Origin of the sequence: Mycolicibacterium sp. Y3 (assembly GCF_051188035.1) — a bacterium.
GTDB lineage: Bacteria > Actinomycetota > Actinomycetes > Mycobacteriales > Mycobacteriaceae > Mycobacterium > Mycobacterium fluoranthenivorans.
This window is the reverse complement of sequence record NZ_JAVQLT010000001.1, coordinates 3,643,861-3,666,114: the sequence shown is the minus strand read 5'-3', so window position 1 is coordinate 3,666,114 and position 22,254 is coordinate 3,643,861. Positions and strand designations below refer to the sequence as shown.

Genomic DNA, 22,254 nt, shown 5'->3' with positions numbered 1-22,254 from the left:
GATCAGCCGCCGGTGACCGCGGCGTACAGGTTGTTGAACTGCTGGGTCTGCTCGTCGGTCAAGGCAGCCCAGTTCTTCAGCCGGCCGATGGTCTCGGGAGTCGGGTTGATCAACGGATTCTTGGACAACTTCGGATCGATCTTGTCCAACTCTTCTGCCATGTCGGACAGCACCGGCACGTACTGGGTGTGGGCGACCAACTTGGCATAGTTCGGACGGTCGTACACGTAGTTGATCCAGGCCTCGGCGGCTTTTTGGTTCTGGGTGGTGTAGGGGATCACCTGGGTGTCGATGAACCAGTCGCCACCGGACTCGGGCACGACGAACTTCAGGTCGGGATTGTCTGCCTGCAGCTGCACCACGTCACCCGAATACGCCTGAGCGATCGCGACATTGCCGGCGGCAAGGTCATCGGAGTAGTCGTTGCCGGTGAACCGGCGGATCTGGCCCTTGTCCTTCTGCTCACGCACCAGGTCGACGGCTTTGGTGATGGATTCGGTGGTCGGATTCTCCGGTGAATTGCCCTGGGACTGCATGATCATGCCCAGCCCATCCTGGACATCGGAGAACAGGCTGACTTTGCCCTTGAACGCGGGGTCCCAGAGATCGTCGATCTTGGTGATATCGCGGCCGGTGGCCGCCCTGTTGTAGGCCAGACCGACCATGCCGGTCATGTAGGGGGCCGTGTACTTACGTCCGGGATCGACCGACGAGTTCAGCAGATCGGGCCGCAGGTTCTTGCGATTGGGGACACCGGCCTCGCTGATCTCATTGAGCCAGCCGAGTCCCTTGATCCGGGCGGCCATGAACTGGGTGGGCACCACCAGGTCGGCGCCGATGTCCTGTTTGCGCGACAGCGGCTCCTTGACCTTGGCGAACCACTGCTCGTTGTCGTTGAAGTCTTCCTTGTAGTCGACGGTGATACCGCTCGCCTTCTGGAAGGCGGCGACGAATCCGTCGGCCATGTACAGCGGCCAGTTCGAGATCCGCAGGGTGCCCGATGCGGGACCACTGTCCTGCGTGCTGCTGCTCGACGACGAGCTCCCGCCGTTCGACCCGCAGGCCGCCAGGAAGGAGGGACCCAGGATCGCCGCTGCGGCCGCCGCCGCACCACCGCCGATGAAGCGCCGCCGGCTGGTCCGGTTGGATGCCAGGCGGGTGAGCAGGCGGGGATCGATCTCGTTGGACATGCGGGACCTTTCGTGAATTCTTGAACCGTTGGGGGTGGGGAGGAGCCGGCGACAGCTAGGAGTCGTCGAGCATCTCCTCGAGGTCCTCGGTGGTGGGGATATCGGCGGCGGGCAGCACGAGGGAGGCATCCGGGGTCCAGTTGACGTACACCTCGTCACCGGGTCGCAGCAGCGGCAGGTCCTGTTCCGCGCCGACGTGGGCAACCACGGTGGACTCGTCGGGCGCCACCAACGACAACCGCACCACAGGACCCTGGAAGGTCAGGTCGCGCACGGTCGTGCGCACCGCGACCACGTCTCCGGTGGGTGCTTCCACGCTCACCCGGACGCGCTCCGGTCGGATCATCAGGGTCGCCTGCCCGCCGGCCTCGATGGCGGTATCGCCTGGGCGGGATTTCAGTGTCGAGCCCAGCACTTCGATCTCCACGTAGTCGCGGTTGGCTCGCCCGGTCTGCTTACCGGCCCACAGGTTGGCCTGACCGATGAAGCCGGCGACGAACACCGTGGCCGGCCGGTCGTAGATATCGGTGGGTGTGCCGATCTGCTCGACATTGCCGACGTTCATGACCGCGATGCGATCACTCATCGTCAGCGCCTCCTCCTGGTCGTGGGTCACGTAGATGAACGTGATCCCGACCTCGCGTTGGATGCGCTTGAGTTCGAATTGCATGGCATGGCGCAGTTTGAGATCCAGCGCGCCCAGTGGTTCGTCGAGCAGCAGGGCGCTGGGGTAGTTGACCAGCGCGCGCGCCAAAGCCACCCGCTGCTGCTGGCCGCCGGAGAGTTGGCCGGGCTTGCGCTTGGCGAAATCCGTGAGTCGGACGATCTCGAGGATCTCATCGACGGCACGTTTGACTTCGGCTTTGTCCTTCTTGGCGCTGCGCGGTCCGTACGCGACGTTGTCCCACACTGTCATGTGCGGGAACAGCGCGTAGTGCTGGAAGACGGTGTTCACGTTGCGCTTGTGCGGGGGAACCCGGGAGACGTCGACACCCTCGAGGCGGATCGCCCCCGAGGTCGGTGTCTCGAAGCCCGCGATCATGCGCAGCGTGGTGGTCTTACCGCAGCCCGACGGGCCGAGCATGGAGAAGAACTCACCGGAGGCGATGGTGAAGTCCGCTTCCGCCACGGCGACGTAGTCATCGAAGCGTTTCGTCACATGGTCGATCTCGATGACCGGGGCCGCCGTCTTGATGGTGGTCCCGTCCTCACCCGTCGTGTGATCGGCGGCGGTGGTGTTTGTGCCGGTCAGAACCAGACCTCCTCGGCATTGTGGGCGTTGCGCGTTTAACCATTGCCCATCGGAAGGGCCTTCGCAAGCGATTCCGCAACGAATTTACATTTTGACAATGGAATCCATAGGAAAGATCGGAAAAATAGGCAGAATCCGGTGCGCCGACGGTGCCCATCCCGCCATCGGCGGTCAGGGGCGACGCCGATCGAGTCGATCGTGATCGAATGGTCGCATGACAGGTGGGGCAGTAGGCACGTTCCGAGGACTCAATGCAGAACCGTTCTCGGGGCGTACGCCCCGCGGAGCCGGCGATCTGTCGGTCGAGACGCACGGCATCGCCCCGGTCACCGCGGAGCAGCGCTACGGCACGCCCGCCCGGCTGTTCACCGTGTGGTTCGCCCCTCAGGTCAACATGACGGGCGTATTCACCGGAACCCTGGCCATCACGCTGGGGCTGGGATTCTGGCTGGGCCTGGTCGCCATGGTCATCGGCACGGTGCTCGGCGGGCTGGCGGTCGGCTATCTGTCGACCTGGGGCCCGCGCACCGGCACCGCACAGTTGCCGGCGGCGCGGCTGGCATTCGGGCCGAGCGTCCTGCTGCCCGCCGCGCTGCAGTGGCTGTCCTCGATAGCCTGGGACGCACTTGTCGGGCTGTTCGGCGGCGAGGCGCTGTCGGTGCTGCTGGGCATCCCGTTCTGGGCGGCGGTGCTGATCGTGCTCGCCGTGCAGGGTGCGGTCGGGTTCTTCGGCTACGAGCTGATCCACCGACTGCAGGCCGTGCTCACGGTGGTGTTGTTCGTGACGTTCGTCGTGTTCGCGGTGAAGCTGGTCAGCGGCCACCCCACCGATGCCGTGATCACACAAGCCACCGTGGCCGGCCCCGACCTGGTCGGGGCGTTCGTACTGGAGGTGACCATCGCCCTGAGCCTGTCGATCTCATGGGCCAGTTACGCCGCCGATTTCAGCCGTTACCTACCCGCTCGGTCGTCAGGGGCGAAGGTCTTCGGCTACACCTTCGGCGGAATGGTGCTCGCCTACGTCTTCGTCCAAGCCATCGGGATCGCCGCCGCCGGGGTGATCGGGGATCACACCGCCGCCGGAGTGCGCGACGTGATGGGCGGCGGGATCCTCGGCGCGGTGGCCCTGCTGGTCATCGCGCTGGCCTCGATCGGGTCGGGCGTGATGAACGACTACAGCGGCTCACTGGCCTTGCAGACCATGGGGGTGCGGGTCCGCCGGCCCTTCTCAGCGGCCCTGGTCACCGCGGTGGCTTTTTTCCTGATCCTGTGGCTGCACGGCGCCGATACCGCCACCCGCTTCCAGGACGTCCTGCTGCTCATCGGCTACTGGATCCCGGCATTCGTCGCGCTGGTGGCCATCGACTGGGTGCTGCGGACCAGGGGCCGGCTCGATCCCGCCGTGGACGTCACCTCGGAGCCCACCCGCCGCGGAGACGGGATCGCCGCACTGCTGGTGTTCCTCGCGTCCTACGCCGCGGCGATCCCGTTCATGAACACCACATTGATCCAGGGGCCGGTCGCCGTGGCCTGGCACGGCGCCGATATCGCCTACTTCGTCAACTTCGTGGTCGCTGCGGTGCTCTACGGCGGGTACCGGCTCCTCAGCAGCTCCGGGAGTTCCCGCCGGATCAGCGCACCGTCGAGAAGAACGTCCTGACATCGTCGACGAACAACTCGGGTTGTTCGAACGCGGCGAAATGCCCGCCGCGCGGCATGTTCGTCCAGTGCGTGATGTTGTAGGCGTTCTCGCACCAGCTGCGCGGGGTGCGCAGAATCTCCTTCGGGAACGCTGCGACACCCGTGGGAAGCTCGACCCGTTCACCCGCGCCGAAACTGGTGAAGCTCTCCCAGTACAGCCGCGCCGCTGACGCGCCCGAGCGCGTGATCCAGTACAGCATCACGTTGTCGAGCAGTTCGTCGCGCGTCAGGACGTTCTCCGGGTGGCCGTCGCAGTCGGACCACGCCCAGAACTTCTCCACGATCCAGGCCAGCTGTGCCACAGGCGAATCCACCAATCCGTAGCCCAGCGTCTGGGGCCGGGTGGATTGTTGCTTTGAATAGCCGGTACCCCACTTGCGGTGGTCTTTCATGGCCGCGAATGCCTCGAGGTCCTCGGCGGTGGGGGATTCCAGGCTGGCCGCGGGCGGGCGGCCGATCGGCATATTTGTGTGGATGGCCACGCATCCACTGATGTCGCCGCCGGAACGGCTCCGGGCACCGGCATTGCGGCCGATCTGCGTCGTCACGGCCGCGCCCCAGTCCCCGCCCTGGGCTCCGTAGCGCGCATAGCCAAGCCGGCCCATCAACGTGTCCCACGCCTGCGCGATCCGCTGCACACCCCAGCCGGTGGACGCCGGCTTACCGGAGAAGCCATACCCGGGCAGGGACGGGCACACCACGTGAAACGCATCCTCGGGCCGGCCGCCGTGTGCGGTGGGATCGGTGAGCGGACCGATCACCTTCGCGAACTCGACGACGGAGCCGGGCCAGCCGTGCGTGATCAGCAACGGCAGCGCATCCTCATGCGGTGAGCGTTGATGGATGAAGTGGATGTCCACACCATCAACCGCGGTGGTGAACTGCGAGAAGCCGTTCAATGCGGCTTCGCGCGCACGCCAGTCGTAGTCCTGCGCCCAGTACCGGGCCAGCTCGCGGGTGTACTCCAGCGGCATGCCCTGGCTCCAGTCCTCGACGCATTCCGGCTCGGGCCAGCGGGTACCGGACAGCCTGCGCGCGAGATCGGCCAGGTCGTCGTCGGTCACCGAGATGTGGAAGGGCGCAATCTCACTCATCACGCCATCGTGGCACGAACACCTTCGTCGGTTCGGGCCGCCCGCGCAGAACTTCCTCATGATGCGGGCACCAGTTGCGGCGTTCCGCATCGTCGGCGCGGTCGACGGCCGCACCCGAGCACGCGATACGCCCCGGGGTGGTTTTCGCCGCATCCGCCAACCGCGCGGCCTCGTTCACCGGATCACCGATGACGGTGTACTCGTAGCGGTTCTCCGCCCCGATATTGCCCGCGAACGCGGGCCCCGCCGAGACCCCGATGCCGTAGTCGAGTTCCTGGCGTCCGAGGGCGGCGGCCAGTGTGCGGGCGGCCGCGAGCGCCGAGGTGGCCGCCGTCTCCGAGGCGATCGGCGCACCGAAGACAGCCAGCGCAGCATCACCCTGGAACTTGTTGATCAGTCCGTCATGGGCGTCGACCGCCGCCACCACGATTCGGAAGAAGTCGTTGAAGACAGCGGCAACCTCGGCCGGGGTGCGGGTCATCGCCAGCGCGGTGGAGCCCGTCACGTCGACGAACAACACGGCCACCTCTCGGACATCGCCGGAAAGCACGTCATCGCCCACAACGCCTGCATGGCCCGTCATTTCGACGGCCAGACGCGCCACATCAGGTCCGACGTGGCGGCCGAACAGGTCGCGCAACCGGTCACGTTCCTGCAACCCTGTCACCATGCGGTTGAAACCACGCTGCAGCCGCCCGATCTCCGATTGCTCGTAGACAGCGACCTGCGTGCCGATGTGGCCCTGCTCGACCTCGGCCATCGCATCGATGATCTCGCGCAGCGGATCGGAAATGGACAGGGAAACCAGCATCAGGGTGCGCAGCCCGAGGAACACCGACACCATCGACAACAGCACCACCGGGACATCCACCGAGGCCGTGTCGGGGATCAGCCAGCCGTTGGCCCGACAGACCACCATGATCGCGATGGTCGCGCTCGGTAGGGCGGTGCTCAGCGTCCACATCAGCACCAGCCGCGCCTGGACGCCGGGAGCGGTGGCGCGGTTCTCGAAATCCCTTGTCGCCGCGGCGACCACGGGCCGCGTGACGCGTTGGGTGAACAGCAGACTGCTGCTCGCGGTGGAGATGCCGCCGAACAGCACCGACACCTCGATCAGCAGGATCGGCAGCCAACCGGTGACTCCGTTGGCGATGACGAAGACCACGCCGCTGAGCAACCAGATCGACATCAGCAGCACTGATTGGTTCCGGATGATGTTGATCGCCGCACGACGCTGGTCCGGATCGGGATCAAGACCGGCGTCGAACCACCGAAGCGCAGGCGCGATGATCCGGTAGCCGCCCGCGGTCGCCAGGACCGTGCCGAGCACCACCACGGCCAGCAGGGGCATCAGGTTGGCCTTCGGAACCAACGACTGCGCATCACCGGAACTCTGGTGACCCAGGGACAGCAGGACGATCACGACCTCGGCGGAGGTCAGCAGGTGAGCGAAGACCAGGCCCGAGACGAACCGGACCGCCCTATTGAGGGACATCTGTGTAGATCGCCGTGTAGCCGTCCGTCGAGAACGTGAAACCCTTACCGCTGGCCTCGCTGCCGCACGACACACCGCTGGCTTCCTGGACGTTGCAGCGGAAGCCGGCCACGGCCAGGACCGTCCCGAACGGCAGCGTGGCCGCCGGACCCGGTTGCAGCACGAACGGATCATCCTCTGCGGCAACGAATTGCGCATCGTCATCACGGTCGATCACCAGCGCGTTCGGCGTGACCTGGCTGCCGTCGGCGCGGGTCACCGCCGTCGGGGCGCCGGTGATGGGCAGGGCCGCGGCGCCGGCCGCCTGGCAGCCGGCCTGGGTGTGCGGGATGATCGCGCAGCGCCACCGGCCGCTGGGGGTGGTGAAGTAGTACGCCTGTTGGTCACTGGAGGTGGCATGGAACTCATCGGCCGTGGCCAGGTGGGCGTTGGTGGCGTACGAGGGCAGAGCGGGCCGCGGCGCCGACGTGGCGATGGGGGTGTGGGGTTCGCCGGTGTTGATGACGGTGGGGCCACTGCATGCCGATACCGCGAGCACTGCGCCCACCGGTAACAGCCAGGGCCGACGTGCGGCGTCTTTGCGGCGTGCCATGCGCCCAGCGTAGGGGATCGGCGGTCGTGGCCATTAACGCACGCTGAACGCAACCGGTGACGAGTCCGCCGGCGCCGGGAAGGCTGCTCGGGTGACCCGCGTAATCCGCTTCAACGCCTTCGACATGAACTGTGTCGCCCACCAGTCGCCTGGTCTGTGGAAACATCCCGACGACCAGTCCGCGCAGTACAAGGACCTCGAATACTGGACCGAGCTCGCCAAGCTGCTGGAGCGTGGAAGGTTCGACGGACTGTTCATCGCCGACGTGCTGGGCACCTATGACATCTACGGTGCCAGCGATGAGGCGGCCATCCGTCAGGCTGCGCAGATCCCGGTGAACGACCCTCTGCTGCTCGTGTCGGCCATGGCTCTGGTGACCCGAGACCTGGGCTTCGGTATCACCACCGGCACCGGCTTCGAGCATCCGTACCCGTTCGCCCGCCGGCTGTCGACGCTGGATCACCTCACCAAGGGCCGCATCGGCTGGAATGTCGTCACCGGCTACCTGCCCGCGGCCGCCCGCAACATGGGGCAGACCGATCAGCCCGCGCACGATGCCCGTTACGATCACGCCGACGAGTACCTCGAGGTGCTCTACAAGTTGTGGGAGGGGTCGTGGGAGGACGACGCCGTCGTCCGCGACAAGGACCGCGGCGTGTTCACCGATCCGAGCAAGGTGCACCATATCGGCCATGAGGGAACGCATTTCAGTGTTCCCGGGGTGCATCTCTCAGAACCCTCGCCGCAGCGCACGCCGGTCATCTATCAGGCCGGTTCTTCGCCACGCGGGGTCCGGTTCGCCGCCGAGAACGCCGAGGCCATCTTCACCGCGGCGCCGACGAAGGCCATCCTGCGCGAGACCGTGACGACCATCCGGCGCGAGCTCGAGATCGCCGGCCGCGATCCGTACGCGGTGAAGATCTTCAACCTGTCGACCGTGGTCACCGCGGCCACCGACGAGGAGGCACACGCCAAACACGCCGAGTACCTGTCCTACGGCGACCCGGAGGGCGCGCTGACGTTCATGTCCGGCTGGATGGGGGTCGACCTGGCGCGTTACGGGTTCGACGAGCCGGTGGGCAACGTCGACTCGAACGCCATCCTGTCGGCGGTGGCGGCGTTCCAGTCCGCCGATCCCGACGGCCGGGAGTGGCAGATCAAAGATATCGCCGAGTGGGGCAAGATCGGTGGACTGGGCCCACGGTTCGTGGGATCCGGTGCGCACGTGGCGGATTCGTTGCAGGAGTGGGTTGACGAGACCGACGTGGACGGTTTCAACTTCGCCTACGCGATCACGCCGGGATCGTTCGCCGATATCGTCGATCACGTGATCCCCGAGCTCACCGCGCGCGGCGCTTACCAGGCCGAATACGCGCCAGGAACGCTGCGCCACAAGCTGCTCGGTAGGGGAGACCGGCTGCCGCAGGAGCACCGCGGCGCCAGTTACCGGGTCGGCGGGAAGAATTCGACGATCATCGAACGGCCGTCGACCCTGCCGTCGTCGTCGGCATCGGTGGCCTCGCAGCCGACTCGCGGCCGCTAGTCGCACAGTGGCGCCGTAGGCTGGCCCGGTGGACGCTGCACGCCTCCGCCGGGCCACCGGCGCCGATCATGCCGCGGTGCACCGCCTGATCGCGGTGGCATTCGCCCCGTACGTCGACCGGATGGGCCGCCGCCCCGCGCCGATGGATGCGGATTTTACTGCGGCACTGAATGATTCATTGGTATGGGCGATCGAGGACGACGGCCGCCTGGACGCGGTACTGGTGCTCGAACACCATACCGACCATGTGTTGGTCGACACCATCGCCGTGGACCCAGCCGCGCGGGGACGCGGTCACGGTGCCCGGTTGCTCGATCGGGCCGAGTCGGATGCCCGTGAACTCGGGCTCCGCGAGGTGCGGCTCTATACCAATGAGGCCATGTCGGAGAACCTGACGTACTACCCCCGGCGGGGCTATCAGGAAACGGGGCGCCGCACCGAGGACGGCTATCACCGCGTCTACTTCCGCAAGAAGATTTCCCCTGCCCCTTTCAAGATATAGCTCACCCCGGGGCTTGCCGCAAGGCCCGGGGTATGCCGCACAATCGTCCATCCAAGGCTGTGAGCAGACCGATTGGATTGGGGGATTTGATGTTTGACGTGATCATCGCCGGTGCCGGGCCGACCGGACTGATGTTGGCCGCCGAGCTGCGCCGACATGGTGTGCAGGTTCTGATGCTGGACAAGGCGACCGAACCCACCTCGGTGGTGCGTGCCTTGGGGCTGCACGTGCGCAGCAGCGAGATCCTGGATCAACGGGGCATGCTGGAACCCTTTCTGGAGCACGGGCGCACACACCCGGTGGGCGGTTTCTTCGCCGCCATGGACAAGCCGGCACCCGGCGGGTTGGACACCGCGCACCCCTACACCCTGGGCATACCGCAGCCGCTCGTCGAACGGCTGCTGGCCGCGCACGCGCTGTACCTCGGCGCGGACTTGCGCCGAGGTGCCGAACTCGTCGGCCTGCACCAGGATGCCGACGGGGTGACGGTCGATCTGGCCGGTGGTGAGCAACTGCGCGCCCGGTTCCTCGTCGGCTGCGACGGTGGCCGTAGCACGGTGCGCTCGCTGACAGGGATCGACTTTCCCGGCGAACCCGCGACAGCCGAGACACTGTTGGGTGAGATGCGGCTGTCGGCCGACCCGGAGAGCGTCCTCGCCACGGTCGACCGGATCCGGCAGACCCAGAAGCGTTTCGGCACCGGCCCGCTGGGAGACGGTTTCTACCGGGTGGTGGTGCCCGCCGACGGTCTGACCGATGACCGCGCCGTCCCGCCCACGTTCGATGAGTTCCGGCAGCAGTTACGGGTCACCGCCGGAACCGATTTCGGCGCGAATTCACCGCGGTGGCTGTCGCGCTTCGGAGACGCCACCCGGCTGGCCGAACGCTACCGGTCGGCGCGTGTCTTCCTCGCCGGCGATGCCGCCCACATCCACCCGCCGGCCGGCGGTCAGGGCCTCAACCTCGGCCTGCAGGATGCCTTCAACCTGGGCTGGAAGCTCGCCGCGGAGATCAACGGGTGGGCGCCGGCCGGGTTGCTCGACAGCTACCACGACGAACGGCACCCGGTGGCCGCCGATGTGCTGAATAATTCTCGCGCCCAGATGGAGTTGATGGCCACCGCACCCGGGCCGCAGGCGGTGCGCCGGCTCATCTCGGAGCTGATGGATTTCGACCAGGTGAATCGCCACCTCGTCGAGAAGATCACCGCCATCGGCATCCGGTACGACGTCGGGCACGCTCGCTGGGGTCGCCGGCTGCGCGATATGCCGGTGGGCCGCTCCCGCCTGTACGCCTTGATGCACGCCGGTCGCGGACTGCTGTTGGACCAGACCGGCCGACTGTCGATGGCCGGATGGGGCGACCGGGTCGATCACGTCAGCGCCGATTGCCCGGAGTTGGACACCGCAGCGGTGCTGCTCCGACCGGACGGCCACATCGTGTGGTCCGGTGCGGATCAGCAGAGCCTCGCGGACCGGTTGTCGGCCTGGTTCGGCGCACCTACAGCGGCAGCAGGATGTTCTTGACGCTCGGATCGGTGGCCAGGAACTGTTGCACCGCCGGATCTTTGAACGTCTCGACCAGCTTCTTGATGTTCTCGGTGTCTGCCCACTTGGTACCGATGGTGAGCTGCCCGGCGAATTCGTCCGGCGCCGGGGGAGCGAAGATCTGCTGTGTGAGCGGCACCTTCGCGGCCAGGTAGTACTCGGTGTAGCCGACCGCGGCGTCCAGGTCGGGTAGCGAGCGAGACTGTGCGGCGAAGTCGAGGAGGGTGAACTTCAGGTGCTTCGGGTTGCCCTCGATGTCCTTCTGCGTCGCCTGCCATTTGTCCACACCGGGTTTCAGCGTGATCAGCCCGGCCCGTTCCAGCAGCCACAGGCCCTGGGCTTCGTTGGCCGGATCGGAGTAAAGCGAGACGTTGGCTCCGTCGGGCAGCTGGGTCACGTCGCTGTATTTGTCCGACCAGATGCCGAAGCCCCACCGGAACACCGGGGTGGCCGCGGTTTCCCGGAAGTCCGGGTTGGCTTCGAGCACCTGGCCCAGCCAGAGCTTGTGCTGATACACCGTGCCCGCGACCTCACCGTCGTTGACCGCCCGGTTGATGGTGTTGCTGTCGGACAGTCCACGGAACGCGACCTTGATCCCGTGCCGCGGCGCGACCTCCTTACCGATGTACTCGATCAGTGCCTGCTCGGCCGCGTTGCCCTCGTTGGTGGCGACCACCAGGGTCGCACCGGGAATTTCGTTGGCGGACTTCGTCTCGTTGAAGAACGCATAGCGCACGATGACGGCGCCGACGATGACGATCGCCAGGGCGAGCGCGATCCAGACCCACTTCGAGTTGCGTTTGAGTTCGAATCCGTGGTCGTCCTGGTCCGGCGCGGTGTCGGAGGTGGGTGTGGTGGTCATGCGGGGACCTTTCGGCGCAGGGGCGCAGCGCTGTGCGCCCGGCGGTGTGGGGTGGTGAAACGGACCAGGGCGTCGCCGGTCAGCTGAACCAGCGCGACGGTGATGACGAGGATGACGATGGTGGCCAGCATGACGCCCTGGTCGAAGCGCTGGTAACCGTATGTGACTGCGACATAGCCGATTCCGCCCGCACCGATGGTGCCGGCGATGGCCGAGTATTCGATCATCGCGATGACGTTGATGGTCAGGCCGCCGATGATGGACGGCACCGCCTCGCTGAGCTGCGCGGTGCGGATGATCTGCAGGCGGGATCCGCCCGAGGCTCTGGCGACCTGCACCACGGCGGGCGGCACCGAACGAAGCGAGTTCTCCACGATCCTGGTGAAGAACGCGATGCCGGCAAGCGACATGGGCACCACCGCCGCGGCGATGCCGATGTTCGTCCCGGTGATGAAGCGAGTGAACGGCATGATGGCCGCCATCAGGATGAGGAACGGCAGGGACCGTCCGATACTGATGACCCAGCCCAACGTGGTGTGCAGCGCCGGGTTCTCGAACAATCCGCCCGGCGCCAGATTGTGGATCAGCGCGCCCAGCGGGACTCCCACCAGCACCACGATCGACATCACGATCCCGACCATGATGAGGGTGTCCAGCAGGGCGGGGAAGAGCAGGCCGGGCAGCTCGTCGAACGGGACTTTCGTATTGGCCAGCAGGGTCTCGGTCACGCCACCACCTCCAGCTCGCGATCGGTACCGGCATCGGTGCTGACTGCCAGTCCGAAACGGGCCAGCACGCCGGGGACCCGCGCCCCGAGGTCGGCCGGGATGCCGAGCGTGGCGCCGCCGATCGTGACGCCGGCGACCACCTGGACCGACGCGCCGAGCACGGCCACCGGCACGCCCAATTCGCTCGAGGCACGCCCGATCCAATCCGCGGGCACATCGGGTGCGTCGTACACCACGTGCCACACCTGTTGTCCGGCAGCCGGTGTGGCGTCGACGCGGTGTGGTCGCAGTTCGGCTCCCAACGCAGATTGCGGATCGGTGAGCAGATCGATCAACCGACCTGATTCGGCGATGGTTCCGTGCTCCAGCCGGGCCACCGAGTCGGCGATCTTGAGCACCGTGTCCATCTCGTGGGTGATGAACACGATCGACAGATTCAGGTCGTCGCGCAGTTCCCGCAACAGTTCGACCACTGACGTCGTGGTGGTGGGGTCCAGGCCGGCGGTGGCCTCATCGGAGAGCAGCACCGAGGGTCGTAACGCGAGGGCCCGCGCGATGCCCACCCGTTGACGCTGACCGCCGGACAGCTGGAACGGATAGTGCTGGGCGCGCTGCGACAGGCCCACCCGGTCGAGCAGTTCGGCGACGCGCTTCTGTGCCTCGGCTGTGGTGACCCCGAGGTATTCCAAGGGCAGGGCGACGTTCTCGGCTGCGGTGCGCCGTTCCAGTAGACCCGAGGACTGGAAGACGGTGCCGATCCTGCGGCGGGCGACGCGCAGCTTACGATCTGACAGGGTGGTGAGGTCTTCGCCGTTGACCACCACAGCGCCGGAACTCGGCGGTGTCAGCAGGTTGATACATTGCGCCAAGGTGCTTTTACCGGCCCCGCTGGGACCCACCACGGCGAGGATCTCGCCGGCGTCCACACGGAAGTTGATCCGATCCAGCACCACCGTGCGCTGCTCACCACGGCCGTAGACCTTGGTGACGTCGGTGAGTTCGATCATGAGCGTCGACCCTGTCAGAACGGAATACGCTGGGACACCCTTGCACTCACGGTGAGCCCAGCTCAACCCGATTGGCGCCAGGCTGAGCGGAATCATTGAAGCTGAACCGCCACCCCGTGACACTCGGTGCGTTATGAGCATCGACGAATCTGAAGCCGGCACCGACACCTCGCACGGGTTCACCCTGCAGAAGCGCCGGAAGTGGCCCCTCATCGCCCTTGCCGTCGCGGTGGTGCTGGCCGTCGCCGGATACTTCGTGCTGTTCCGCCACAACGGAACTCAGTCGCCCAACCACACCGCCGGTGCCACGCTGCAGGTGGTGTACCTCGACTCCAACCCCGCCGAGAAGGCGATCATCGACTACATCGGCGAGCATGTCGCCCCCGATTACGACGTGAAAGTTGCCTCCGTCGGTCTCGGGGACAGCACCCAGATCAACAGCGCCATCAATGACGGCAGATACGCCGGCACGATATTCCAGCATCGGCACTGGCTGCAGCAGGTACTCGACGCCAATCCCGGGTTCAAGGAGCAGGCCGCGACCGGTCCGTTCTTCCACTGGGTGTTCGGGATCTGGTCCGACAAGTACAAGAACGTGCAGGATCTGCCGGACGGTGCGACGGTCTCGCTGCTGGCCGACCCCGCCAACAACGCGCAGGGCATCTGGTATCTGGCGCAAGCCGGGTTGATCACCTTGCGGCCCGGTGCGGATGTCACGGCGCTGACGCAGAAGGACATCGCCGCCAACCCCAAGAACCTGAAGTTCACCCTGCTCGACTTCGGTGCTCAGCCCCGGGCGTTGCCCGACCTCGATGCCATCGTCGGCTACGCCGAATCGTTTCTCGCGGCCGGTGTCTCGGAAGACAAGCTGATCTTCGCCCCGAAGTCCCCTGATGAGTTCGCCTCGGTGCTGACGGTCGGCAGCGACTACATCGGCACCGCCAACATCCAGAATCTGATCAAGGCGTTCAAGGACCCGCGGGTGCAGACCTTCATCGCGAACGATCCTGAGGTGAAGAAGCTGGCGCTGCCCGGCAATCCGGCATGACGACCCGTCAACTCCACTTCGGGCTGAATGTGTTGTCGGACGGGATGCATCCGGCAGCGTGGCAGCACCCGACCGCGGACCCACACTGGTTCACCGACCCGGCGTACTGGATCAACCTGGCGCGCATCGCCGAGCGCGGCACGCTGGATGCGCTGTTCCTGGCCGACAGTCCATCGCTGTTCCAACCGCCCGGTGAACCTCTGGTGGCTCCGCCGCTCGCACTCGACCCGATTGTGCTGCTGTCGACGCTGGCCTCGGTGACGACGCACCTGGGCCTGATCGGCACCGTGTCGACCTCGTTCGAAGAGCCCTACAATCTGGCACGCCGTTTCGCCTCGCTGGATCATCTGAGCCGCGGCCGGGTGGCCTGGAATGTGGTCACCAGCAGCGATCCCTACGCCTGGAACAACTTCGGCCGCGCCGGCAGCACGTCGGCCCAGCCGCCTCGGGACCAGAGATACCGTCGCGCAGCGGAGTTCGTCGACATCGTGCGGGCACTCTGGGATTCCTGGGATGACGATGCCGTGCTCGCCGACAAGCGCACCGGCGCCTTCAGCCGGATCGGGTCGATCAACACCATCGACCACCGCGGGGAGTTCTTCTCCGTGGACGGGCCGCTGACCTTGCCACGCTCCCCGCAGGGACACCCGGTGCTGTTCCAGGCCGGGGGCTCTGCGGGCGGGTTGGATCTCGCCGCCCGCTACGCCGACGGCGTGTTCGCCGCGCAGGCCTCATTACCGGACGCGCTGCGCAATGCCGAGGAACTGCGGACCCGCAGCGTTGCCTACGGACGCCCGCGCGACGCCATCAGGATCATGCCGGGATTGTCCTTCGTGCTGGGCAGTACCGAGGAGGAAGCACACCGGCGCCACCGTGAGCTCAACGAGCTGGCCGGGGAGCGCCGGTTGGCGCACCTGGCTGGTCAGCTCAGCGTGGATGCGGCCGAGCTGGAATGGGACAAGCCGTTGCCGCAGTGGCTGGTCGACGGCGCCGAGACGACCGTCGGCTCCCAGGGGGCCCGCGATATCGTGGTGAACCTGGCCCGCCAAGAGAATCTGACGGTGCGGCAACTCCTCGACCGGGTGATCACCTGGCACCGGCTGGTGGTCGGATCCCCCGAACAGATCGCCGATGCCATCGAGGAGTGGTTCGTCGCAGGTGCGGTGGACGGTTTCAACCTGATGCCCGACGTCTTCCCGTCCGGCCTCGAACTTTTCGTCGATCACGTCATCCCGATCCTGCGTGATCGGGGATTGTTCCGCCGGGAGTATCGCCACACCACCTTGCGCGGCCATCTCGGGCTGGAACGGGTGCCTGATCGCCGCGCCACGCCGACCCGGCAGGCTAGCGGTCTGTGACCCCGTCCTTGACGAACTGTTCGATGAGGTCGGCGATCATCCCGGCGCCGCGGCTGTTCTGGTGCACGTGGTCGGTGGTCAGCAGCAGGCCACGTCGTTCGGAGATGCGGTCGTAGGATCGGCGCAGCAGAACGTGTTGCAGCACTGCCGAATACCACTCGCGCTCGCCTGTCCGCAGCGGTACCGGGTCGGCGTCGCTGTTGCGCAGCTGCTCACACTGGCGCTCGAACAACGGCAGATACGCGACACCGTACTCTCGGGCGGTGTCCGCGACGATCGCGGCGAACTCACGGCCGGTGCGTACCGCGGCGGAGTCCAGTTGCTGCCCGAGGACAGGTGGTGAGAGCACCGCGATGCGTGCATCGGTGGCCGACTGCAGACGCGCCACGATCGACGAGAGATGCTCCCGAAAGTGCGGTGCGCTGGGCGCATACGGCAACTCCCACCGTTTCACGACCTGACGGGCGTTGGCGTCGCTCAGGGTTCCCCAGGCGTCATTGGTACCGATCAGCACCGTGATCACCGTGGGCTGTTGGTCGATCACCGGATCGAGGCGTTGCAACAGCCCGTAGGACAGCTCACCGTTCACGCCCGATCCGGTCACCGTGACATCGGCGCCCGCCAGGCGTTGTGCCAGCATCCCCACGTAGCTCACCCCGTAGTCGCCGGTGGTGTTGCTGTCGCCGAGGCACATCAGCCGGGTGGTCATGCGGCGCCGGCGCTCACTTGGTTCCGAAGATGCGGTCCCCGGCATCGCCGACGCCCGGCACGATGTAGCCGTGCTCATCGAGTGCGCGGTCGACGGCGGCGGTGAAGATCTGCACATCGGGATGCGCTTCGTGCAGGGCGGCGATGCCCTCCGGGCAGGTGAGCAGGCAGACGAATTTGATGGACTTGGGGGAGTGTTCCTTGAGTCGCTCCACCGCCGCCACCGCCGAGTTACCGGTGGCCAGCATCGGATCGACCAACACCACGTCGCGCTCGTGGAGGTCGCTGGGCATCTTGAAGTAATACTCGACGGCGATATGCGTTTTCGGATCGCGGTACAGACCGATGTGACCCACGCGGGCGCCGGGCACCACCTCCAGCATGCCGTCCAGAATGCCGCTGCCGGCACGCAGGATCGACACGAACACCAGCTTCTTACCGTCGATGACCCGCCCGGTCGTCATCTCCAGAGGTGTCTCGACGTCGACCTCTTGAGTCGGGATGTCGCGCAGCACGTCGTAGGTCATGAGCATCGAGATCTCGTGCAACAGAGTGCGGAAGCTGTTGGTGGACGCGTCTTTTCTCCGAAGCAGCGTCAGCTTGTGCTGCACCAGGGGATGGTCGACCACGTGTACATCGGTCATTTCTTCAGAACACCGTCCCGTCGCTGGTGATGGTCAGTGGTGGCAGGCCGTTTCGTAGCCGGCCCGCGGTGGCGCGGCCCGCTTGCCAGGTACCGCCCTCCAACACGCAGGCCAGCGGAACATCGACACCCAGTTCCGTGCGCACCAGCGGCGCCAGTTCGTCCAGCAGGGCTACGGTCAGCGCACGCCATTCCACCACCAGTTCGTCATCGACCGCCCATTCGCGTTGCGCCGCATCCGGATCACGCAGCCGGAGCACTCCGGTGTCCAGCAGCAGGCCGCCGTTGCGGTATTCGGGGAGACCGGTCAGCTCGTCGATCCCGGTGACGGTGACGCCGGCCCATCCGAACGGCTCCAGCAGCGAGTAGGTCAGCCATTGTGACAACTTGTGAAACGGCATCCACCCGGCACTGGGTCCGGCACCGGGCACCGCCGGGTGCGGCCACACGTCGCCGAGTGGCTGCCCGCCGATCATGTTGCCGGTCAACCAGATACCCGAAAGGGACGACAACAACAGGGACAAGATGGCGTGTGCGGACACCGCATCATCCGGGCCGACGAGCACATCGAACATGCCGCCCGGGCGGCCGTCGGGCCCGAACACCGCCGGATCTGCGGCCAGCGTGTCACCGAGCCGACGCAGCAGCTGGGCCCTGCCCTCGAGCCCGACCAGCGGATTGGCGCTGGTGACCTGGAAGGCATCCGCGAGCAATTCGGGTGTCACCGCACGCAGTCCGGCGGCGTCGACGCGCAACGGCTGCTCGGGGTCGGTGGAGAACAGGCCGTCGGTGAACGCGTGCCAGCTGGCCACACCCAAGCCCTCGGATCGGGCGAACGACAGCCCGCTGGCATCTTCGGCATAGCGCCACCGCGGTCCGGCTCCGGCATCGAGCAGCACGCTGACCACCGTCAGATCGATCATCGCGCGCGCATCCAGATCGGCGCGGCGGTCCACCCCGCCGGCCTCGAAATGGCGCCACCGGCTGTGGAAGGGCACATCCAGTTCGGGGTAACGGCTGCGGGTGACCGCGGCGACGTCGGTGGCGGTGGCGGGCAGCGCATCGTCGTCGACGTCGAACCACGCCGAGTCGCCCACACGTGCGCGCTCCAGCAGGAAACGCGCACGGGCCCGGATCGCCGCGGTGGTGCGCAGTTCGGCAACGGGATCGGTGCTACTCACGATGGTTCGCTCGCAAGCTTCGCTCACGCCTCGAGGCCCCGGCCCTTGACGTTCTTCAGCGCGTCGGCGTCGGGGACATCGCCGGGGGTGAAGTAGCCGGCCGCCATCTTCGCGTCGATCTCCACCCTGGCGTCCGCGGGCACCAGTTCGTCGGGGATGTTGACGCGTTCGCCGACCTCGATACCGGAGCCGGTGATCGCGTCGTACTTCATATTGCTCATGGACACCAGACGGTGGATCTTGCGGACACCAAACCAGTGCAGCACATCGGGCATCAGTTCCTGAAACCGCATGTCCTGCACGCCGGCAACGCATTCGGTGCGAGCGAAGTACTGGTCGGCGGTGTCACCGCCCTCCTGACGTTTGCGCGCGTTGTAGACGAGGAACTTGGTGACCTCGCCGAGTGCGCGGCCCTCCTTGCGCGAATAGGCGACCAGTCCGACGCCCCCGCGCTGTGCGCCCAGGATGCACTCCTCGATGGCGTGCGTGAGATAGGGCCGGCAGGTGCAGATGTCGGAACCGAACACATCGGAACCGTTGCACTCATCGTGCACACGGGCGGTCAGTTCCACCGAGGGATCGGCCAGATCCTGTGCAGCGCCGAAGATGTACACGGTCTGCCCGCCGATGGGCGGCAGGAAGACCTCGAGATCGCTGCGGGTGACCAACTCGGGATACATCCCGCCGGTCTCCTCGAAGAGCACTCTGCGCAGATCGGTTTCGCTACAGCCGAATCGGGCTGCCACGCCCGGCAGGTGCCACACCGGTTCCAGGGCCGCCTTGGTCACCAAGGCCGCTCCGCCGTCCAGGAGGTACCGGCCGTCCGGGCGCAACCTGCCCTTGGCGATGGCCTCGGCGATCTCCGGCAGGATCACGTGCGCCTTGGTCACGGCGATCGTGGGCCGGATGTCGACGCCCGCGGCCAGCTCGGTCGCGAAGGCATCGGCCACGGTGGCGCCCCACGGGTCGAGGCTGACGATCTTGTCCGGGTCACCCCACTGCGGATACGGGCCGATCGCATCGGTGGGCGACGTGTTGGTCAGGTCGGCGCGATGGGCCCGCGAGAGTGCACCGGCAGCCACGGCCAGGGCACGGTAGACGCTGTAGGAGCCGCTGTGTGTACCGACGACATTGCGGTGTGCTCGGGTGCTGGTGGTGCCCACGACGGGTCCGCGCTGCGCGGCGGTGGGTGCGCCCCAGCGGATCGGCATCGCACCGGAACCGCCACTGTGCGAGGTCAGGCGGATGTGACCGGGCTTGGGTGTGACGGTGTCGGCCATCCTCGCTCCTTTGCTCGCCCCGGTGCGCACGGCTGGGAAGGCGCCAGCTTAGCGACTCGGCGTGAGCAGCGCCGGGCGATAAGGGGTGATACGGCTGACAGTGCGCCCGACCTGCGGCACAGTTGCCCTATGAGCAGTCAGAAGATACCGACACCGGGCGATCTGCGGGCCGCGGCACAGGCTGCGGTCGACTCCGCTCAGTCCGCGGTCGAGGCGGCGCAAGCGGTGGCCAGCGGGGCGATGCGCATCCCGCCCGCTTCGGTCCAGCTTGCCGCACAACTTCCCGATCTCATCGAGAATCTGGCCGTCGCGACCGAGCGGCTGAACACCACGATCGACCGCACCGAGCGCTATCTGGCGATGGCCGATCCGATGTTCCGAACCCTCGATCGTCTACTTCCGCAGTTGGAGGCCCTGGTTGCCACGGGTAATGAGGTGTTCCGGATGTTGTCCAACATCCCCGGGGTGTCCCGGCTCGGCAAGCTCACCGGCCGGTCTTCCGAGGGCCGGACCTGACGGCGCCCTCACCGCAGCGAGTACCGGATGGGTAGATGCTTGAGGCCCCCGACGAAGGTGGTGGCCGACAGCTCGGGTGTGCCGGCCAACTCGATCGAATCCAGTCGGGGGAGTAGCTCGCCGAACAGGCTGGTCATCTCCATCCGGGCCAGCGCAGCGCCCAGGCAGTAGTGCACTCCGTAGCCGAAGGACACGTGCTTGTTCGGTTCGCGGCCGATGTCGAACCGGAACGGATCGGCGAAGACTTCCTCATCGCGATTGCCCGACGCGTAGGCCAGGTACACCGATTCGCCGGCGGCGATCGGGACGCCGCGGACCTCGGTGTCGGCTGTGGCGGTCCGCATGAACTCCTTGACCGGGGTGGTCCAGCGGATCATCTCTTCGATCGCGGTCGGCAGGAGGCCGGGGTCTGCCTTCAGCCGGGCCAGTTCGGCGGGGTGGTCGATCAACGCGCGCAGGCCCCCGGAGATCGCGTCCTTGGTGGTGTCGTGGCCGGCGCTGGCCACGATCACGTAATACGAGACGGTGTCCATGTCCGACAGCGGCTGGCCGTCGATGGTGCCGTTGGCGATGGCCGAGGCGAGATCGCCGGTGGGGTTTTCCCGCCGGGAGGCGGTCAGTGCCGCGAAGTAGGTGAAGAAATCCATGAGCACCGCGAGGATGTCTTCACTTCCGCCGGCGCCGCGCTTGTGCTCGGCATCGTCGCCGCCGAATAGTTCCTGAGTGAGTTTGAGCATGCGCGGAAAGTCCTCTTCGGGCAGTCCGAGCAAGGACAGGATCACATACAGCGGGTAGTTGACCGCGACCTCGGTGACGAAATCGCATTCCGGCCCGTTGTCGCGCATCAGGTCGACGTACCGCTTGGCCAGCTCGTCGACGCGAATCTTCAGGTCGCGCATGGCTTTCGGCCGGAACCAATCCGCACCGATCTTGCGGATGTCGCGGTGGTGCGGGTCGTCCATGTGCACCAGGGTGCGCAATCCGATTCCCGCCTCCTGCTGGGCCCTGAGCGCGTCGTCGCTGCCCGCCGGCATCAGTAGTGGCCGGGGTCCGCTGACGAACAGCGTGTTGTCGCGCTCGATGGCCATGATGTCGGCGTGCTTGGTGATCGCCCAGAACGGGCGGTAGGGCGGGTTGTCCACCCACGCCACCGGTTCGTTGGCGCGCAACCAGGCCAGATTGGCGTGCAGTCGTTCGTCATCGGCGTAGGCCGACGGATCGGCCAACACCTTCCCATGCTCACTGGCGCTGTGACCGGTCAACGTCGTCATGGCGCCCATGGTGCCATGCGCCGCCGGCGCCTGCGCTCCCCGATGGCCTCGAAGCGCGCTCCGAGCCCGTCGATGAAGGAGGTGAGCGCCAATTCAAAGCTGGCCGTGTCGATTTCATCGGCCTTACCGCGCAGCAGGTGGGCCTGGTTCATATGCGGGTAGCGATCGCGATAAACCTGCACATCATCGGCGAATCCGCGGGAGAAGGAGCCGACCGTGGAGCCCAGTACCAGCGAGCGGGTGGCCGCACCGATCAGGGTCGCATCCCGCGGAGGCCAACCCGCATGTACCAATCCACCGTGTACGACGTCGGCGATCCGAAGGCTTGCGTCGCGTTGACCGATACCGCCGGCGAGATAGGGCACCAGATTGGGGTGCGCGGCCAAGGCGGCCCGGTAGGAGCGCGCCCAGTCGGCCAGCCCCACGGCCCAGTCGGCACCCTCGTCGAATGCGCTGGTCCGGACCTCGCCGACCACTCGGCTGGCGACATCGTCGAGCACGTCGTCTTTGGTGGGGTAGTGCTTGTACAGCGACGCGGCCTGCACCCCGAGGACTGTGGCCAGCTTTCGCATCGACAAGCCGTCCAGGCCGTCCAGATCGATCATCTCGAGTGCGGCGTCGCGGATTCGATCGCGGCTGAGCAGGGGCACGCGGGGCCGGCCCATGGCGCACCTCGCTTCCCGGAAACTTGCCTAAGCTAACGATGTTAGCTTATTATGGCTCGCATAAGCTAACA

21 protein-coding genes are annotated in these 22,254 nt (G+C 66.5%); 7 read left to right on the top strand and 14 right to left on the bottom strand.

Annotated elements, in window-relative coordinates; translation table 11 throughout:
- Positions 1 to 2 precede the first annotated feature (2 nt).
- Together QN239_RS17860 and QN239_RS17855 are read right to left on the bottom strand one after the other, a co-directional pair.
- Positions 3 to 1,190 (bottom strand): polyamine ABC transporter substrate-binding protein, encoded by a 1,188-nt coding sequence (locus QN239_RS17860; RefSeq protein ID WP_167159697.1) that lies wholly within the window; start codon positions 1,188 to 1,190, stop codon positions 3 to 5.
- A gap of 55 nt (positions 1,191 to 1,245) precedes the next feature.
- The gene (locus tag QN239_RS17855; protein ID WP_499012400.1) at positions 1,246 to 2,349 is read right to left on the bottom strand and encodes an ABC transporter ATP-binding protein; all 1,104 of its coding nucleotides are present in this window, start codon (positions 2,347 to 2,349) and stop codon (positions 1,246 to 1,248) included.
- 307 nt (positions 2,350 to 2,656) lie between these two features.
- On the opposite strand from QN239_RS17855, the gene QN239_RS17850 reads away from it, so the two are divergent.
- The gene (locus QN239_RS17850; protein ID WP_499012399.1) at positions 2,657 to 4,102 is read left to right on the top strand and encodes a purine-cytosine permease family protein; all 1,446 of its coding nucleotides are present in this window, start codon (positions 2,657 to 2,659) and stop codon (positions 4,100 to 4,102) included.
- Here QN239_RS17850 and QN239_RS17845 read toward each other — a convergent pair.
- Genes QN239_RS17845 through QN239_RS17835 form a run of 3 tightly spaced genes read right to left on the bottom strand, consistent with a single transcriptional unit; the run spans position 4,074 to position 7,324 of the window.
- Entirely contained in the window at positions 4,074 to 5,228 is a 1,155-nt protein-coding gene (locus tag QN239_RS17845; protein WP_499016846.1) for an epoxide hydrolase family protein, read from the bottom strand. The two genes, QN239_RS17850 and QN239_RS17845, sit on opposite strands and share 29 nt — an antisense overlap.
- A 1-nt stretch (position 5,229) precedes the next feature.
- Positions 5,230 to 6,732 carry an adenylate/guanylate cyclase domain-containing protein gene (locus QN239_RS17840; protein WP_499012397.1) on the bottom strand — a complete coding sequence of 501 codons (1,503 nt, stop codon included), beginning with the start codon at positions 6,730 to 6,732 and terminating at the stop codon, positions 5,230 to 5,232.
- Positions 6,719 to 7,324, bottom strand: coding sequence for a hypothetical protein (locus QN239_RS17835; protein WP_499012395.1), 606 nt, complete (start codon positions 7,322 to 7,324; stop codon positions 6,719 to 6,721). The genes QN239_RS17840 and QN239_RS17835 overlap by 14 nt, the downstream gene beginning before the upstream one ends.
- 91 nt (positions 7,325 to 7,415) lie before the next feature.
- Between QN239_RS17835 and QN239_RS17830 the strand changes: the two genes are divergently transcribed.
- From QN239_RS17830 to rox, 3 genes are all read left to right on the top strand, one after another.
- Positions 7,416 to 8,867 carry an LLM class flavin-dependent oxidoreductase gene (locus tag QN239_RS17830; protein ID WP_499012394.1) on the top strand — a complete coding sequence of 484 codons (1,452 nt, stop codon included), beginning with the start codon at positions 7,416 to 7,418 and terminating at the stop codon, positions 8,865 to 8,867.
- Between the two features lie 28 nt (positions 8,868 to 8,895).
- Positions 8,896 to 9,369: a GNAT family N-acetyltransferase gene (locus tag QN239_RS17825; protein WP_499012392.1), complete on the top strand. Its 474-nt coding sequence runs from the start codon at positions 8,896 to 8,898 to the stop codon at positions 9,367 to 9,369.
- Between the two features lie 89 nt (positions 9,370 to 9,458).
- Positions 9,459 to 10,895, top strand: coding sequence for a rifampin monooxygenase (gene rox / locus QN239_RS17820; RefSeq protein ID WP_499012390.1), 1,437 nt, complete (start codon positions 9,459 to 9,461; stop codon positions 10,893 to 10,895).
- Here the strand turns inward: rox and QN239_RS17815 are convergent.
- Genes QN239_RS17815 through QN239_RS17805 form a run of 3 tightly spaced genes read right to left on the bottom strand, consistent with a single transcriptional unit; the run spans position 10,870 to position 13,513 of the window.
- Positions 10,870 to 11,778: a MetQ/NlpA family ABC transporter substrate-binding protein gene (locus tag QN239_RS17815; RefSeq protein WP_499012389.1), complete on the bottom strand. Its 909-nt coding sequence runs from the start codon at positions 11,776 to 11,778 to the stop codon at positions 10,870 to 10,872. The two genes, rox and QN239_RS17815, sit on opposite strands and share 26 nt — an antisense overlap.
- Positions 11,775 to 12,506, bottom strand: coding sequence for a methionine ABC transporter permease (locus QN239_RS17810; protein WP_499012388.1), 732 nt, complete (start codon positions 12,504 to 12,506; stop codon positions 11,775 to 11,777). Before QN239_RS17810 ends, QN239_RS17815 begins: the two co-directional genes overlap by 4 nt.
- Positions 12,503 to 13,513, bottom strand: a complete 1,011-nt coding sequence (locus tag QN239_RS17805) for a methionine ABC transporter ATP-binding protein (protein WP_499012387.1) — start codon at positions 13,511 to 13,513, stop codon at positions 12,503 to 12,505. The genes QN239_RS17810 and QN239_RS17805 overlap by 4 nt, the downstream gene beginning before the upstream one ends.
- Before the next feature lie 133 nt (positions 13,514 to 13,646).
- Between QN239_RS17805 and QN239_RS17800 the strand changes: the two genes are divergently transcribed.
- Both QN239_RS17800 and QN239_RS17795 read left to right on the top strand, forming a co-directional pair.
- Complete coding sequence (locus tag QN239_RS17800) at positions 13,647 to 14,561, top strand: MetQ/NlpA family ABC transporter substrate-binding protein (RefSeq protein ID WP_499012385.1); 915 nt, start codon at positions 13,647 to 13,649, stop codon at positions 14,559 to 14,561.
- Positions 14,558 to 15,919: an LLM class flavin-dependent oxidoreductase gene (locus tag QN239_RS17795; protein ID WP_499012383.1), complete on the top strand. Its 1,362-nt coding sequence runs from the start codon at positions 14,558 to 14,560 to the stop codon at positions 15,917 to 15,919. The genes QN239_RS17800 and QN239_RS17795 overlap by 4 nt, the downstream gene beginning before the upstream one ends.
- On the opposite strand, the gene QN239_RS17790 is transcribed toward QN239_RS17795, so the two are convergent.
- The 4 genes from QN239_RS17790 to QN239_RS17775 are packed head-to-tail and all read right to left on the bottom strand — an operon-like array spanning position 15,906 to position 19,731.
- Positions 15,906 to 16,628 (bottom strand): SGNH/GDSL hydrolase family protein, encoded by a 723-nt coding sequence (locus QN239_RS17790; RefSeq protein WP_499012382.1) that lies wholly within the window; start codon positions 16,626 to 16,628, stop codon positions 15,906 to 15,908. The two genes, QN239_RS17795 and QN239_RS17790, sit on opposite strands and share 14 nt — an antisense overlap.
- 13 nt (positions 16,629 to 16,641) lie before the next feature.
- Positions 16,642 to 17,271: a uracil phosphoribosyltransferase gene (upp, locus tag QN239_RS17785; RefSeq protein ID WP_090357588.1), complete on the bottom strand. Its 630-nt coding sequence runs from the start codon at positions 17,269 to 17,271 to the stop codon at positions 16,642 to 16,644.
- Positions 17,272 to 17,275: 4 nt separating this feature from the next.
- Positions 17,276 to 18,454: a URC4/urg3 family protein gene (locus QN239_RS17780; RefSeq protein ID WP_499016845.1), complete on the bottom strand. Its 1,179-nt coding sequence runs from the start codon at positions 18,452 to 18,454 to the stop codon at positions 17,276 to 17,278.
- Between the two features lie 20 nt (positions 18,455 to 18,474).
- Positions 18,475 to 19,731: a GTP cyclohydrolase II gene (locus QN239_RS17775; RefSeq protein WP_499012380.1), complete on the bottom strand. Its 1,257-nt coding sequence runs from the start codon at positions 19,729 to 19,731 to the stop codon at positions 18,475 to 18,477.
- A 129-nt stretch (positions 19,732 to 19,860) separates the two neighbouring features.
- On the opposite strand from QN239_RS17775, the gene QN239_RS17770 reads away from it, so the two are divergent.
- Positions 19,861 to 20,247 (top strand): hypothetical protein, encoded by a 387-nt coding sequence (locus tag QN239_RS17770; protein WP_499012379.1) that lies wholly within the window; start codon positions 19,861 to 19,863, stop codon positions 20,245 to 20,247.
- Positions 20,248 to 20,255: 8 nt separating this feature from the next.
- Here QN239_RS17770 and QN239_RS17765 read toward each other — a convergent pair whose 3' ends face one another.
- Positions 20,256 to 21,518, bottom strand: a complete 1,263-nt coding sequence (locus QN239_RS17765; protein ID WP_499012378.1) for a cytochrome P450 — start codon at positions 21,516 to 21,518, stop codon at positions 20,256 to 20,258.
- On the bottom strand, positions 21,515 to 22,183 hold the full coding sequence (locus QN239_RS17760; protein WP_499012376.1) for a TetR/AcrR family transcriptional regulator: 669 nt from the start codon (positions 22,181 to 22,183) through the stop codon (positions 21,515 to 21,517). Before QN239_RS17760 ends, QN239_RS17765 begins: the two co-directional genes overlap by 4 nt.
- Between the last annotated feature and the right edge of the window lie 71 nt (positions 22,184 to 22,254).